Origin of the sequence: Leeuwenhoekiella blandensis MED217, from assembly GCF_000152985.1 — a bacterium.
Classification (GTDB): Bacteria; Bacteroidota; Bacteroidia; order Flavobacteriales; family Flavobacteriaceae; genus Leeuwenhoekiella; species Leeuwenhoekiella blandensis.
Genome location: NZ_CH672395.1, coordinates 1,057,992 through 1,071,809, shown reverse-complemented (window position 1 = coordinate 1,071,809; position 13,818 = coordinate 1,057,992). Strand labels below are relative to the sequence as shown.

Here is a 13,818-nt window from a genome sequence, read left to right as displayed (position 1 = left end):
TTATTAGTTTTTCTTTATACTAAACTATATAAGAATTCCACAAAAAGCACAAAATGTAGATTAAATACAAAACTTTATCGGTTTAGTTTTTTATTTTTTTAATTTTTTACAAGTTTATTTTTATTGTTTAAGATTTTTTCGATAGGAAATCAAATTAAAAAAATACTTTTTTTACAAGTAAATAAAATTATTAATAGACACGCATACAAATAGTTACAATTAAATTCAATTTAATCCATTTAGTAAATCGTTTAATTTAAGCCATTAGAACACTCCCTAGAAGGCAAGCTGTATTCAATTAAATTTTATGTACGTTTTTACTTGTTAAATAAGTTCATCATTATGCTTAGATTGTGAATGTAAATCAAAGCTTCTTACGACTCGGTCTTATAATTAGTCGTAAGTCTTGGTTTTTGGTAAGATATTCGGTTGACCAATTGTAAAAAGTACGCACGCGATTGCGATAATCGATAAGAGCAAACAGATGTACAAATAACCAAATGAACCACGCCATAAAACCCTTGAAGTGCATTTTAGGTTTGGGCATATCAGCAACAGCTTTGTTACTTCCTATAATCGCCATTGAGCCTTTATCTAGGTAAGTAAAGGGTTTAAGCGGCTTGTTCTTTACCATGCGCTTAAAATTTTTGGCCAGCACGCGTCCTTGTTGCATAGCCACCTGAGCCAATTGCGGGTGTCCTGTTGGAAATTTTGGATCTGAAACACTCAATGAAGAATCCCCTATCGCATAAACATTTTTAAGTCCTTCTATGCGATTAACTTCATCTACTTTTAATCGATTTCCGCGGACATAGGATGTGTCTGGAATACCTTTAAATCGAAATCCCGTAACTCCGGTAGCCCAAATTAGATTTTTACTGTAAATGTGCGAACCATCTTTCATCAAGACTTTTTCCCCGTCAAAGTCTACTACGCGCGTATTGAGTAACACCTCAACACCCATCGACTGCAACTGCTCTAAAGTATATTTCTGACTTTTTTCGCTCATAGGAGAAAGCAGTTCTCCTCCGCCATTTATTAGATAAATACGACTTCCTGAACCTATAAGCTCAGGAAATTCTTTTCTTATAGTATGGTTACGCAATTCTGCAAAAACTCCTGAAATTTCGACTCCGGTTGGCCCTCCACCGGCAATGACCATATTTAAATACGGCAAACGCTGGGAAGTATCATCGATACGCGTAGCCTGTTCCAAGCGTTGCAAAAGAAGATTGCGCATGTCAAGCGCATCTTCTAAAGTCTTCATCGGGATCGCATGCTTTTCTATTTGATCAAGCCCAAAATAATTGGTTTGCGTTCCCGTAGCCAATACGAGATAATCATAAGTCAACTCGCCATTGTTTAAAATGATTTTCTGTTCTTCAGGTTTTACCTCTTCAAAGGTTCCCATTCTAAAACGCAGATTAACCTGACCTCGAAACAGATTCCTAAACGGAAAAGTTATACTCGACGGGTCTAAATATCCTGTTGATACCTGATATAACAATGGAGGGAAAAAATTGTAATTATTCTTATCTACCAAGGTCACTTTGTAGCTGGAGACTTTACCTAATTTTTTTGCGAGATTGATTCCGGCAAAACCTCCACCTATAATTACAATATGTTTACTCATAAAATCTAGTATTAGGCTCGAAATTAGCAGTTTTGATCGAGTTAGCTCAGGTTTTAAAACAATTTTAATGCTTCATTTAAGTATTCCTAATTCTTGTGCAAATAATTCGATTTTATAAGTTTTAAGCCTAGATTAATTATCAATCTGCAGATCACTTATCACAAAACTTTAAATTAACTTTACTTGCAATTTATTGCGTAATTATCACTAAAAACGAAAAGTAATTGATTGTAAAAAATGTATTTGACACATTTTTTAATGAAAACCTAAATTTTCTACACAGACCAACCAGAACACAATTTTATGGAAAGACACACCACACTAGGCGAATTTATTGTTCAAAACCAAAAAGATTTTCCGTATGCCAAAGGCGAACTCACCGCGCTTTTGAGTGCTATACGCCTTGCAGGAAAAATGGTGAATCAAGAAATCAATAAAGCCGGACTGGCAGAAATACGTGGTAAGGCCGGTAAAGAAAATGTTCAGGGAGAAACACAAGCCAAGCTTGACATCCTTGCAAACGATATGTTTATAAGTACACTGCGCGACCGTGGTGATATTTGCGGTCTCGCATCAGAAGAGCTTGAAGATTTTATTGTGTTTAATGAAGAACAGCATAAAAACGCAAATTATGTAGTGCTTATAGATCCGCTGGACGGTTCTTCAAATATTGACGTCGACATAACCGTGGGAACCATTTTTAGTATTTACCGTAGAATTAGTCCTATGGGAACTCCGGTAACCTTAGACGATTTTTTACAACCAGGCATCAATCAAGTGGCTGCCGGTTATCTTATTTATGGGACTTCAACAATGCTGGTTTATACCACGGGTAACGGCACCCACGGCTTTACTTTTGACCCGGGAATTGGTTCTTTTTTTCTGTCGCATCCCAATATGCGATATCCTGATTCCGGGCGTATTTATTCGGTAAATGAAGGAAACTATGTACATTTCCCAAAGGGGATCAAAAAATTTATACGCTGGGCGCAAGAACTTAATGAAGAAGAAAACAGACCCTTTACATCTAGATATATTGGCTCGTTAGTAGCAGATTTTCATCGCAACATGCTTTTAGGCGGAGTATACCTTTATCCCGAAGGAACCAAAGCGCCTAAAGGAAAACTTAGATTGAATTACGAGTGTAATCCAATGGCCTTTTTAACGGAACAGGCAGGCGGAAAAGCATCTGACGGTTATGGCCGCATAATGGAACGAATCCCTAACGAATTGCACGAGCGTGCACCATTCTATTGCGGTTGTAAAACTGAAGTAGAAAAAATTGAATGGTTCTTACAACAAAAAGACTGAAACGACACCTTTAAAAGATTAGACAAAATCCGGGATATGCATTCCGGATTTTTTTTGTTTTATGACTAGGCTTCTAATTTGTAGAGAATAGGATTGAATGCTTTTGAAACCACCATAACCTGATCGCCTAGACTAAGTGCTTGCGCTTCCTCGTGTTGAACCACAACTTTAGCTATCTGTGTATGTATGCGTACTGTCACTACACTAAGCACTTCTTCGTTTTCGATCTTAACAACAATCCCGGGAAACTGAAACTTTCCGCTTAGGTTTTGATTGGCAAAAACCGCATCTGGCGTCCCTGCTTTCACGACTTGACCTACCTCTAAAACCACTACCCGATCTGCCAATTTTATAATTTCACCTACTTCATGCGAAATTAAAACTGTTGTCACTTGATAGTGTTCTTGCACGCGTTTTAAATATTCGTGAAGCTTAAACCGAATGGTATTATCTAAAGCCGCAAAAGGTTCGTCAAGTAATAGCAGTTTTGGTTTTTGCACAAGCGCTCGAGCAAGTGCCACTCGTTGTTTTTGTCCGCCGCTTAAGGTTTCAGGTTTGCGATGTTTTAGCTGTTGCAGTTCCATCACCTCCAAAAGTTCTTCAATCGGATTATGTGCATCTCTTTTTCCTCTGGCGAACTTCAAATTCTCAAAAACCGTCATATGGGCAAACAGTGCATAATCTTGAAAAACGTAACCTATACTACGCTCCTGAGGTTTCCTATTGATCCCTTTTGCGCTATCATACCAGATTTCTTTCTTAACTACCAGACTTCCGGAATCTGGGTTCATCAAACCACTTATCATTCTCAAGGTTGAAGTTTTGCCTGCACCAGATGGGCCATAAATCGTCACTAATTCTGAAGCTTCAATATGTAGCTTCAGCGCCAGATCAAAAACTCCATCTCCTCCATTAAGTTTCTTTTTAAAATCAATTTCAATCATTTCCAAAGGCTTTTAAAATGATTTCCGTTGATGAGATAAATCGCGAGTAAAATGCAAAAGGTAATGGCAAAAAGAATAAAGGAATATAAATGTGCAGCCTCATAATTAAGCGCTTCTACCTCATCATAAATAGCGATAGAAGCCACTTTTGTTTTCCCGGGAATGTTACCTCCTATCATCAAAACCACACCAAATTCTCCAACAGTATGTGCAAAAGACAATACAATACCTGTAAGTAATGCCGGCTTAATTTGAGGGAGCTGAACTTTAAAAAGCGTTTCTAACGGCGACTTTCCCATGACATAAGCAGCTTCGGTTACCGACTTTGGAATGCTGCTTAAACCCGACTGAATAGGATGTACCATAAAAGGTAAACTGTATAAAACCGAAGCGACCAGCAAGCCTGTAAATGAAAACACCAATTTTATTCCCAGCCATTCCTCTAGCCAGTTTCCGAAGAAATTATTTGGACTAAAAGCTATTAAAAAATAGAAGCCTAAAACTGTAGGTGGCAGTACTAACGGCATACTGACCAAAGTTTCTATTACCGGTTTTAATTTTGAATGTGTAGAGCTCAGCCAGCGTGCCAAAGGCAATGCGACGACCAAAAGAATTAAGGTCGTGAACAAAGCTAATTTAAACGTGAGTACTAGCGGTTCCCAATTCATAAAGCACGTAGCATTACTTCGTTTAACTTGATCATTGCGATGACCATCATTTTTTCTTTTAGCTGTAATCGTAATGCTGAATCTGTACTTATGATCGAAGTGAACACTCCGGCATCTGATTGTAATTTGAGTTTAGTGAGTAGTTTTCCTTGATCTATTGAACTAATACTTGCGGGGATTCGATTTTGTAAACTGATCTCTGGCACTTCTGCGGTTGCAATAATCACTTCGGTTTCCTTAAAAAGTACAGTGATGGAAGCTTCAGGCTGAAGGTAAGCAGCGGTTTCTGGCGTATCGATCACAATAGCCTTAAGCTGAAGCTTGGGCGTAATCGAAACCCGAACTAAACTCAAGTTTCCGTTTACTTCGATAGTTTGTATATGTCCGTTAAAACTATTCACGTATCGAATATCCAAAATCTTGAAGAATTTCCTGCGCTTCTTCAGAAAAAAGATATTCATAAAATGCGACTGCCTCAGGTTTAGTTGTGGCATCGTGTTCAATCAAAACCACACCTTGTTCTATAGGATCATACAAAGAATCTACTACGCTTATCCAAACTCCGCGAGACTTCATAGACGGCGCTTTGACTACAGACATTGCAGTAAAACCCAGCTCTGCAGCGCCAGATAAAATAAACTGGTTGGTTTGCGAAATGCTTTCTCCAAAGACCAATTTATTTTGAATCCTATCATATATTTTCAACTGCGTCAAAGCCGAAACTGCTGCGGTACCATAAGGTGCAGTTTTAGGATTTGCAAGAGCGATATGGTGTATCGCTTCGCTTTCTAGCGTTTCAAGATCCACACCTATATTTTCATTTAAAGACCAAAGCACCAGCTTTCCGTAGGCGTAAATCTTAGGCTTAGTTTTGGCTCGACCAGCAGCATAAACCTCCTGCGGATATTTCATATTGGCAGCTACAAAAATATCATACGGGGCTCCTTCTTTTATCTGCGCCGTGAGCTTGCCCGACGAACTGATAACCACATCGCAAGAAGTTCCGGTTTTTTGAGTAAAAGTGTCGGCCAACTCTTGCATTGCAAATTGCATATTGGCGGCAGTAGCGATAGTAATTGTTTTGTGTTCTTCTGTTGTTCTACAAGCTGTGAACACCGCAAGTATTACAATAAAAAGGAAGCGGGTTTTCAATAGAAAGTTCTGCATAATCGAAGTTACCACAAACCGTTTTACTTATTTAATATCCTTGTGCTTTTCTTCTTCTTTTACGCTCGTGGTTCTCACATATTTAATAAGAATCATAACCGGAAGGGTCAAGACAAAACAAAAAACTCTCGACAATAATCGAGAGTTTTTTCAATCTTAACCTGTATTGACTTTTAGTCACAGTTGCCATCAGTATCACAACTTTGTCCTTCTAAGACCTCTAAATGTGGTAACTCCTGCTTTGCAAACCATTCTGAAAATGATTTGTTCAAAATATCTAAAAAGGCTGCTTCGGGTTGTGCTCCTGATACCGCATATTTTCTGTCAAAAACAAAAAACGGCACACCGGTAACTCCAATGTTACGCGCCTCTGCAATGTCCTGTTCTATGTAAGCTGAGAATTCCTGTTCTTCTAAGGTCTTCTTGACAACTACCTCATCGAGACCAACCTCTGTTCCCAAGTTGATCAAAGTTTGCGTGTCGTCTACATTATGTCCTTCGATGAAATAAGCTTTTAGCAAGCGTTCTTTCATCTCATTTTGTAGACCCTTTTGAGCTGCAAGATGAATCAGTTGATGGCCATTTTTTGTATTTGCCACAACAACATTATCATAGTCATAGTCGAGTCCGGAGGCTTTTGCCATCTGTGTAACACCCTTAATCGCTTCGGTTGCCTGAGCTCCAGACATCCCTTTATGTTTTTGAAGAAATAGGTTACTATCTATGCTGGTGTCTGTTTGCAAATCTGGAGCAAGTGCAAAACTTTTCCAAATCACTTGTATCTGATCGCGCTGCGAAAACTGTTCAAGTGCGTTTTCAAAGTTTCGTTTGCCTATGTAGCAAAACGGACACATAATATCACTCCAGATTTCGACTTTCATTTTATTTAGTTCCATTATCTAAATTCTTCTATTTGGAGATTGGTCGTGAAGCATTCTATTAAATTACCTAAGAAACTCATAAAACAAAAAAAGCAGCATAAAAGCTGCTTTTTCTTATTCTAAAAATGTCCCGTCCTGAAATAAGTTGACACAAATTCGACTTATTTATGAAAGACTCAGAAGGAGCTGAGAAGAAACGCACTCAGCGTGATTACAATTTAGGCTTTAAATTGGCGGTTGTATCTCAGGTAGAAAAGGGCGAAATGACTTATAAGCAAGCCCAAAAAGCATATGGTATTCAAGGAAGGAGTACTGTTTTGGTTTGGTTACGCAAACACGGTAACTTAGACTGGAGTAAACCAAAGACAAGACTTACCTGTAACACAATGAAAGAAACACCTGCTCAAAAGATCAAGAGGCTTGAAAAAGAGCTATCAGATGAGAAGCTTAAAAATAAGATTCTCAACACGATGATCGACATCTCAGATCAGCAATACGGAACTTCTATTCGAAAAAAGCATTTGCCCAATCAATCCAACGAATCCGGCAAGAACACCGACTAAGCCTGTCACGTTGTTGCAGATTGTTTGGGATAAGCAGACAGGCTGTCTATCAATCAGAAAAGCGAGAACAGATAAGAGCTGATGAACTTGCTTTAATCAAACCGCTGATTTTAAGGGTCCGCCGGCAAATGCCAAGGCTAGGCACTCGTAAACTGTATTATTTACTCAAGGTTGAGTTTCAAAAGATGGGAGTTAAAATAGGCAGAGATGCCCTATTTGACTATCTCAGGTCAGAATCAATGCTTATAAAACAAAAAAAGAATTACACAAGAACAACAGATTCTAGGCATTGGCTAAAAAAACACCCCAACCTGATGAAAGATGTTACGCCCGTAAGACCAGAGCAATACTTTGTAAGCGATATTACTTACATCAAGAGTAGAGAAAGAACTCACTATCTTTCCTTGGTGACAGACGCTTTTAGCAGAAAAATAATGGGCTACCACCTAAGTGATGATATGAGTGCAGAAAATGTAGTTAAAGCAATGAAAATGGCTAATAAAAGTAGAACCACATCAAGCGAGGTAATACACCATTCTGACAGAGGCTTGCAATATTGCTCCTCGTTATATCAAACTCAATTGAAGCGATCAAATGCATTACCATCAATGACAGATGGGTATGACTGCTATCAAAATGCGTTAGCAGAACGAATTAACGGGATATTGAAGGAAGAGTTCTTCATAAACAAATGCAATACAGGTAAAGAACTCAGACTGTTGATTCAGCAGTCAATAAAAACATATAACAATGAAAGACCACATCTAAGCCTTAACTACAAAACACCTAATTTTATACACAACAAAAAATCCGGTGAAGCTAGCTTCACCGGATTGATTTAAACTTTTAAAAACTGTCAACCTATTTTAGGACGACTCAAAAATCTTCTCTAGCCGGATTAAACGAATCGATCAATATCCCTGCTTCCAGACATTTTGCTCCGTGAGGTGCGTTCGGCGGAACATAAAATCCGTCGCCTGCTTCTAGAATTTCACTTTTACCGTTAATTGTAATTTCAAACTTACCCGAAACCACATAGCTTCCTTGGGTATGTATATGATCGTGAACCGTACCTATAGCGCCTTTTTCAAACTTGACACTCACCACCATTAAATCACTATTGTGAGCGACGATCTGTCTTGTAATTCCCGTATCGGCCTGCTCCCACGCAGTTTCTTTCGTTTTAAAAAACACGTCGCTTTCCGTTTTTGTACTCATAGTTTTAGTTCTTGTCTTGCATAAATTCTATTCCGGCAATTACCCCACGCAATTCTGCCAGGCCTTTTAGGCGACCTATCGCAGTATAGCCGGGATGTGCCAAAGGTTTTTTAAGATCGTCAAGCATCTGGTGACCGTGATCAGGTCGCATAGGCAATTGCTTTCCTCTACTCTTTTCTACTTCTAATAGCGCGTGTACAACAGCCGGCATCGGCACATCGCCCTCGAGGTGATTGTCTTCAAAAAAGTTGCCTGTAGCATCTCTTTTGGTACTTCGTAAATGAATGAAATGAATATGGCTTCCGTAATCGTTGATCATTTGAACCAAATCATTATCTGCACGTGCTCCAAAAGAACCTGTACAAAACGTAACACCATTAAACGCACTCGCATTATCCTCTAATAATCGCTTTATATCTGAAGCTTTGCTCATAATACGCGGCAGTCCAAAAAATGGATGCGGCGGATCATCTGGATGAATGGCCATCGCAATTCCGGCGGTTTCTGCAACCGGTATTATTTCATTCAAAAATAATTTTAAATGCTCCTGCGCCTGAATCTCGTCTATTGCTGCATATTTATCTATAGCAGTTTGTAAGCCTTGAAGATCGTATCCTTCTTCTGCTCCGGGAAGACCGGCAATTATAGCATTTTCTAATTGCTGTTTTTCTTCGGTGGTAGCAGATTCAAAAAAATGTTTTGCTTCGGCTAAAATCGCTTCGCTGTACTCCTTTTCAGCGTCTTTTCGCTTGAGCATAAAACAATCAAAAGCTGCCAGGTGTGCCCAGTCAAAACGCAAAGCTGTAGCTCCGTTTTCTAAAGGATAGGCCAATTGGGTGCGCGTCCAGTCAAGCACCGGCATAAAGTTATAACAAACGACTTCAACACCTATTTTACCTAGATTAATTAAAGACTGTTTGTAATTATCAATATGCTTCTGAAAGTCGCCGCTACGGGTTTTTATGGGCTCTGTAACGGGTAAACTTTCTACAACTTTCCAATCTAAACCGGCTGCTTCAATCTCTTGTTTTCTTTGCTGTAAAGCTTCCAGAGACCAAACCTCACCATTGGTTATTTCGTGCATGGCGTGCACTACGCCTGTGGCTCCGGCCTGTCGAATATCTTGTAAGGTAACGAGGTCTTTATGCCCGTACCATCGCATTGTTTGAATCATCTTTCTTACTTAAAATTAAACTCCTGCAAAAGCTTTAAAACCGCCATCTACAGTAACTACTGTACCCGTCACAAAACTTGCTGCGTCACTGCACAACCAATGAATAGCACCGCTTAAATCTTGGGGATCACCAAATTTACCTAAAGGTGTATGCGCGATAATTTTCTCGCCTCGATCGGTAAGGCTTCCGTCACTGTTGGTAAGCAACTCGCGGTTTTGTTCGGTCAAGAAAAATCCAGGAGCCAGTGCATTCACACGAATAGGATTCTCCTGTTTTTGTGCAAATTCAATGGCTAAGAATTGTGTAAGGTTTTCTATTGCAGATTTTGCTGAAGCATAACCCATAACACGCGTAAGTGGTAAATGTGCTGCAACAGATGAAATATTTAAAACACTTCCTTTCTTTGACTTTTCGAGCAACGGAAGAAAAACCTGTGTAGGTAAAAAGCTTCCAATATAATTCAGGTCGATGACTTTGCGCATTTCTTCTACATCTGCATCTGCGAGTGTTTGCTCAGGGAGGATGAGCGCTCCTTTCATATTTCCGCCTGCGGCGTTTATGAGCACATCGATATATCCCAGATGATTGGCGATCTCGTCTTTAGCTTCGATCAAAGCTGCTTTACTCGTTACATCTGCAACGACTCCCGAAGCCTGATCTCCATCCTGCTTGATGCTATCTACCAGCGCATCTACTTTAGCCTGATTACGTCCCAGTATTACAACGTGAGCACCGGCTGCTGCTAGCGAACGCGTCATCGCTTCGCCTAAAACTCCTGTTGCGCCACTGATGACAATAATTTTATTTTCTACCGAAATCAAGGATTTCATAGTCCGTATTTTTTGGTTAATGATTAGTCTTTCAAAGTAACAATATCTGCTTTTAAAACCTCAAGTTTGATGTAGTTTTCTAAAGCTAAATCTTGTCGTGCAATTTCTTGCAATGCTAAGCTTGCAATAAGTTTTGCTCCTGAATACGACAAATGCGTATCATCGTGTTTTCCGTTTTTGTAATAGTCATTTTCGCCTGGCTCAAAATGCAAGTGAATCGACTTTGATTTTTCTGGACCATACTTTCGTTCTAAACGTTCTGTCAAGTATTGCATATCTATAAACGGAACCTCCAGATCTCTGGCCACCATACGCACGACCAGGGGATAATTTCCGTGAGTATCTTCGAGTGTGCCGTATTCATTGAATTTTCGTCTTACGATTGAAGACATAAGAATTGGTGTTGCTCCGGCTTCTCGGGTTTCCTTCACATAACGCTCCAAATTATATCGGTACTGCGTAAACGGATTGGTATAGCGCGTACTGTCTTTGTACTTCTGGTCGTTATGCCCAAACTGAATGAACACAAAATCGCCCGCTTTCAGCGTTTTTAAAACTGCTTCCCAACGCCCTTCGGTAATAAAACTTTTGCTGCTACGCCCGTTAACAGCGTGATTACTCACCTTTATAGTTTCGGTCAATAATTCCGGTAGCACTTGCCCCCAACCGTGTTCAGGATTCTGTTCCGGATTTTTCTTATCTGACATTGTTGAATCTCCAATTAAATAAAGCGTTGGATTTTCTTGTGCGCTCAAAGCAGAAGTTAGAACTACTGCAATAAGAAGCATTGTCATTTTTAAATTACTCATTACATGTATTTTAAATTGAAATTAAATCTTTTGGCTTCCAGTTATCGCTAGCGAAGCGTGGACAGTTTTTTAAGTAGTACTGCTTTTCCATTTCATTCCGTATTAAAAACACGACCTAAAAAAGACAAACAATACTGAAGCGTTGTATAGAACCAAGGCTGCATCAACCAAAATGAATGCGGAGTATCGGGCAACGTGTGTACTTCGTTATAAATATTATGCTGCTCTAAAATCTGCAACATATCATCACGACCGGCATGAAAACGCGGTTGGGCACTGTTTACAAAAAGTGTAGGAGGCGTCGTCTCACTTACGTGAGTTAAAGGCGAAGCTTCTTCCCAATTCTTGAGATTCTCTCTCCGTTTACCGTCGAGCCACTTTGCCGCGATCGCTCCTTCTTCTGATTCGGGATGCGTAAAAGAAACGATGCCATCGATGTTGAGAATCGCTTGCACTACATCTGAGGTTGTATTCTGCTCATCCTTATAAATTTCAGAATTTCCGGTAACACCGACTAGTGTGGCCAATTGTGCCCCTGCCGAATTACCTAAGATGGCTATCTTTTTTGAATCAATATGGAATTCTTCAGCGTGGTCTCGCATCCAACGGATTGCCGCCTTAAGATCTTTTACAGCCGCAGGATAGACCGCTTCAGTACTTAATCTATAATCAACAGTAACTGCAACGTAGCCATTGGCTGCAAAATGCTGTGCAAGAGGTTTTACGTTGGCTTTACTTCCACTGATCCAACCGCCGCCAAAAACCAATAAAATTGCCGGACGTTTTTCTGAAGTGTCTTTAGGTATAAAAACATCTGCCTTCAAATCACGACCTTCAATACTTGTGTAAATTAGATTCTCCATAGATATAAAAGGCCCCGACTTCAATGCTTCGATAGGTTTTATAAAAGGATAATCGTTTTTTAGCTTTTCATAAGTTGTCTGAATCGTATACGGTCTAACCTCTATCTTTTGCTCCTGCGCAAGCAAAGAATTTCCATTGAAAAAACAGAAGCAATAAACGATTAAGAGACCAAAATTTGTTTTCATTATCAAAGCCTTTATTTAAACAGAAAAAAGCTTAACCCGGTCGGGCAAGCCTTTTTCACGCTTAATTAAAATCAAAAGAATTGACGTTCACTACAAAATTGAATTAATAGCTTTTTTGATTTATCGTTGTATTGGTGTAGCTTATTGGTTCGCAATGCTCCACCTTTAACGGCGTGTCTGCATTTTTTATAGTTACGTTTTTAAAACTAATTCCTGTGACAGGCTTCTCTTCTCTACCTTGAATCAACAAACCATATTTCCCTCCATTTTCAACGGTAACATTTTCAAGATTTATGTTTTGAATCGTTGGTATAAATTCGCCCTCTTGCTTCCCGTAAATCCCATAATACGTGTTGATTTTGAGCACCGCCTCTTTTACCTGTCCTACTTCTATATCTTTTACGTAAACATTCTCTACAAAACCACCGCGCAAGGTATTGGTCTTGATTCTGATGGCGCGATCAAGATTAGGACTGTTCATCGTACAATTGCGTACAAAAACATTACGCACGCCGGCAGAAATCTCACTTCCCATAACTACTCCGCCGTGGCCGTCTTTCATATCGCAATTTTCGACCACAATATTTTCACTAGGGATATTAACACGTCGACCGTCACCGTTACGTCCTGATTTTATGGCGATACAATCATCACCGGTATTGAATTTACAGTTGGTAATATGTACATACTTTGAATATTCAGGATCACAACCATCATTATTAGGGCCGTGACTATTTACAGTCACACCGTCTACGGTCACATATTTTGATTTTAAAGGATGAATTACCCAAAACGGTGCATTGGTGAACGTCACTCCTTGAATCAATACATTCTCGCACTCCAGCGTCTCAAGAAATAAAGGACGCAATTGATGTCCTTCACCAAAAATGCGCTCTTCTACCGGAGTTCCATCCTCGATCATTGTAAAAAGCGCCGGAATATTATGATCATCTTTTTGTTTTGGTGCTCCCTCTTTGTGGCCGTAACGCTCGGCTCCACACCAAGGCCACCAGTTCTCTTTATCAGCCTGACCGTTGAACGTACCCTTTCCTGTAACCGCGATGTTCTTTTGCCCTTTGGCATAAATAAGCGGAGAATAATTCATAATCTCCATTCCCTCATAAGAAGTATGCACTACAGGAAGGTAAGCTGACTTATCTGTGGTAAATAACACCTCTGCGCCTTCTTCTAAATGAAGATTAACATTAGATTTTAAATGAATCGGCCCCGTAAGAAAACGCCCTGCCGGAATTAAAACTCTTCCACCACCTGCGGCATTACAAGCTTCAATGGCATCTGCAATTGCATCAGCATTTAAAACAGTACCTCCTTCTTGAGCTCCATAATCCAGAATATTGAACGTTGTATCAGCGAAACTAGGCTTTCCTATTTCCTGAATGATCGCATCCGCTTGAGCCCAAACGTCTTCCTTCAGCACTGCTTCATCCTGAGTTTTTTCTTTAGCATTCTTGCATGAAAATACCGTTACAAGCATAAATCCCAAAGCAAGCAGTAAGATATTACGATATCGATTTCTTATTAAACGTAACGACATAAATAGATTTTTAAA

Annotated in this window: 14 protein-coding genes; 2 read left to right on the top strand and 12 right to left on the bottom strand. The window is 39.5% G+C overall.

Annotated features, from left to right (window positions below):
* Window positions 1-364 precede the first annotated feature (364 nt).
* Window positions 365-1,633 (bottom strand): NAD(P)/FAD-dependent oxidoreductase, encoded by a 1,269-nt coding sequence (locus MED217_RS04690; protein WP_009779333.1) that lies wholly within the window; start codon window positions 1,631-1,633, stop codon window positions 365-367.
* 303 nt (window positions 1,634-1,936) lie between these two features.
* Here MED217_RS04690 and fbp point away from each other — a divergent pair, with 303 nt between their 5' ends.
* On the top strand, window positions 1,937-2,944 hold the full coding sequence (fbp, locus tag MED217_RS04685) for a class 1 fructose-bisphosphatase (protein WP_009779332.1): 1,008 nt from the start codon (window positions 1,937-1,939) through the stop codon (window positions 2,942-2,944).
* Window positions 2,945-3,009: 65 nt separating this feature from the next.
* Here fbp and MED217_RS04680 read toward each other — a convergent pair whose 3' ends face one another.
* The 5 genes from MED217_RS04680 to MED217_RS04660 all read right to left on the bottom strand — a co-directional run bounded on the left by MED217_RS04680 (window position 3,010) and on the right by MED217_RS04660 (window position 6,604).
* A complete protein-coding gene (locus MED217_RS04680) occupies window positions 3,010-3,888 on the bottom strand; it encodes an ATP-binding cassette domain-containing protein (protein ID WP_009779331.1) in 879 nt (292 codons plus the stop codon).
* A complete protein-coding gene (gene modB, locus MED217_RS04675; protein ID WP_009779330.1) occupies window positions 3,885-4,556 on the bottom strand; it encodes a molybdate ABC transporter permease subunit in 672 nt (223 codons plus the stop codon). Before modB ends, MED217_RS04680 begins: the two co-directional genes overlap by 4 nt.
* Window positions 4,553-4,972, bottom strand: coding sequence for a TOBE domain-containing protein (locus tag MED217_RS04670; RefSeq protein WP_154648908.1), 420 nt, complete (start codon window positions 4,970-4,972; stop codon window positions 4,553-4,555). Before MED217_RS04670 ends, modB begins: the two co-directional genes overlap by 4 nt.
* On the bottom strand, window positions 4,950-5,723 hold the full coding sequence (gene modA / locus MED217_RS04665; protein WP_009779328.1) for a molybdate ABC transporter substrate-binding protein: 774 nt from the start codon (window positions 5,721-5,723) through the stop codon (window positions 4,950-4,952). The genes MED217_RS04670 and modA overlap by 23 nt, the downstream gene beginning before the upstream one ends.
* Before the next feature lie 173 nt (window positions 5,724-5,896).
* Window positions 5,897-6,604, bottom strand: a complete 708-nt coding sequence (locus tag MED217_RS04660; RefSeq protein WP_154648907.1) for a DsbA family oxidoreductase — start codon at window positions 6,602-6,604, stop codon at window positions 5,897-5,899.
* Between the two features lie 167 nt (window positions 6,605-6,771).
* Here MED217_RS04660 and MED217_RS04650 point away from each other — a divergent pair.
* Window positions 6,772-8,009 (top strand): IS3 family transposase gene (locus MED217_RS04650; protein ID WP_230199236.1). Its coding sequence is split into 2 segments (ribosomal slippage): window positions 6,772-7,114 and window positions 7,114-8,009, totalling 1,239 coding nucleotides; the frame shifts between segments, so codons are not numbered across the junction.
* A gap of 34 nt (window positions 8,010-8,043) precedes the next feature.
* On the opposite strand, the gene MED217_RS04645 is transcribed toward MED217_RS04650, so the two are convergent.
* The 6 genes from MED217_RS04645 to MED217_RS04620 form a co-directional block, all read right to left on the bottom strand.
* Window positions 8,044-8,385, bottom strand: a complete 342-nt coding sequence (locus MED217_RS04645; protein WP_009779325.1) for a cupin domain-containing protein — start codon at window positions 8,383-8,385, stop codon at window positions 8,044-8,046.
* A gap of 4 nt (window positions 8,386-8,389) precedes the next feature.
* The gene (uxuA, locus tag MED217_RS04640) at window positions 8,390-9,559 is read right to left on the bottom strand and encodes a mannonate dehydratase (RefSeq protein WP_009779324.1); all 1,170 of its coding nucleotides are present in this window, start codon (window positions 9,557-9,559) and stop codon (window positions 8,390-8,392) included.
* Between the two features lie 15 nt (window positions 9,560-9,574).
* On the bottom strand, window positions 9,575-10,390 hold the full coding sequence (locus MED217_RS04635) for an SDR family oxidoreductase (RefSeq protein ID WP_009779323.1): 816 nt from the start codon (window positions 10,388-10,390) through the stop codon (window positions 9,575-9,577).
* A gap of 23 nt (window positions 10,391-10,413) precedes the next feature.
* Window positions 10,414-11,199, bottom strand: coding sequence for a rhamnogalacturonan acetylesterase (locus MED217_RS04630; protein ID WP_009779322.1), 786 nt, complete (start codon window positions 11,197-11,199; stop codon window positions 10,414-10,416).
* Window positions 11,200-11,291: 92 nt separating this feature from the next.
* On the bottom strand, window positions 11,292-12,248 hold the full coding sequence (locus MED217_RS04625) for an alpha/beta hydrolase (RefSeq protein ID WP_009779321.1): 957 nt from the start codon (window positions 12,246-12,248) through the stop codon (window positions 11,292-11,294).
* A 103-nt stretch (window positions 12,249-12,351) separates the two neighbouring features.
* The gene (locus tag MED217_RS04620) at window positions 12,352-13,803 is read right to left on the bottom strand and encodes a glycoside hydrolase family 28 protein (RefSeq protein ID WP_009779320.1); all 1,452 of its coding nucleotides are present in this window, start codon (window positions 13,801-13,803) and stop codon (window positions 12,352-12,354) included.
* Window positions 13,804-13,818 lie beyond the last annotated feature (15 nt).

Excerpts from the sequence above, each read along its gene's own strand:
- MED217_RS04690 (WP_009779333.1), bottom strand. The coding sequence starts at position 1,633 with ATGAGTAAACATATTGTAATTATAGGTGGAGGTTTTGCCGGAATCAAT.
- fbp (WP_009779332.1), top strand. The coding sequence starts at position 1,937 with ATGGAAAGACACACCACACTAGGCGAATTTATTGTTCAAAACCAAAAA.
- MED217_RS04680 (WP_009779331.1), bottom strand. The coding sequence starts at position 3,888 with ATGATTGAAATTGATTTTAAAAAGAAACTTAATGGAGGAGATGGAGTT.
- modB (WP_009779330.1), bottom strand. The coding sequence starts at position 4,556 with ATGAATTGGGAACCGCTAGTACTCACGTTTAAATTAGCTTTGTTCACG.
- modA (WP_009779328.1), bottom strand. The coding sequence starts at position 5,723 with ATGCAGAACTTTCTATTGAAAACCCGCTTCCTTTTTATTGTAATACTT.
- MED217_RS04660 (WP_154648907.1), bottom strand. The coding sequence starts at position 6,604 with ATGAAAGTCGAAATCTGGAGTGATATTATGTGTCCGTTTTGCTACATA.
- MED217_RS04645 (WP_009779325.1), bottom strand. The coding sequence starts at position 8,385 with ATGAGTACAAAAACGGAAAGCGACGTGTTTTTTAAAACGAAAGAAACT.
- uxuA (WP_009779324.1), bottom strand. The coding sequence starts at position 9,559 with ATGATTCAAACAATGCGATGGTACGGGCATAAAGACCTCGTTACCTTA.
- MED217_RS04635 (WP_009779323.1), bottom strand. The coding sequence starts at position 10,390 with ATGAAATCCTTGATTTCGGTAGAAAATAAAATTATTGTCATCAGTGGC.
- MED217_RS04630 (WP_009779322.1), bottom strand. The coding sequence starts at position 11,199 with ATGAGTAATTTAAAAATGACAATGCTTCTTATTGCAGTAGTTCTAACT.
- MED217_RS04625 (WP_009779321.1), bottom strand. The coding sequence starts at position 12,248 with ATGAAAACAAATTTTGGTCTCTTAATCGTTTATTGCTTCTGTTTTTTC.
- MED217_RS04620 (WP_009779320.1), bottom strand. The coding sequence starts at position 13,803 with ATGTCGTTACGTTTAATAAGAAATCGATATCGTAATATCTTACTGCTT.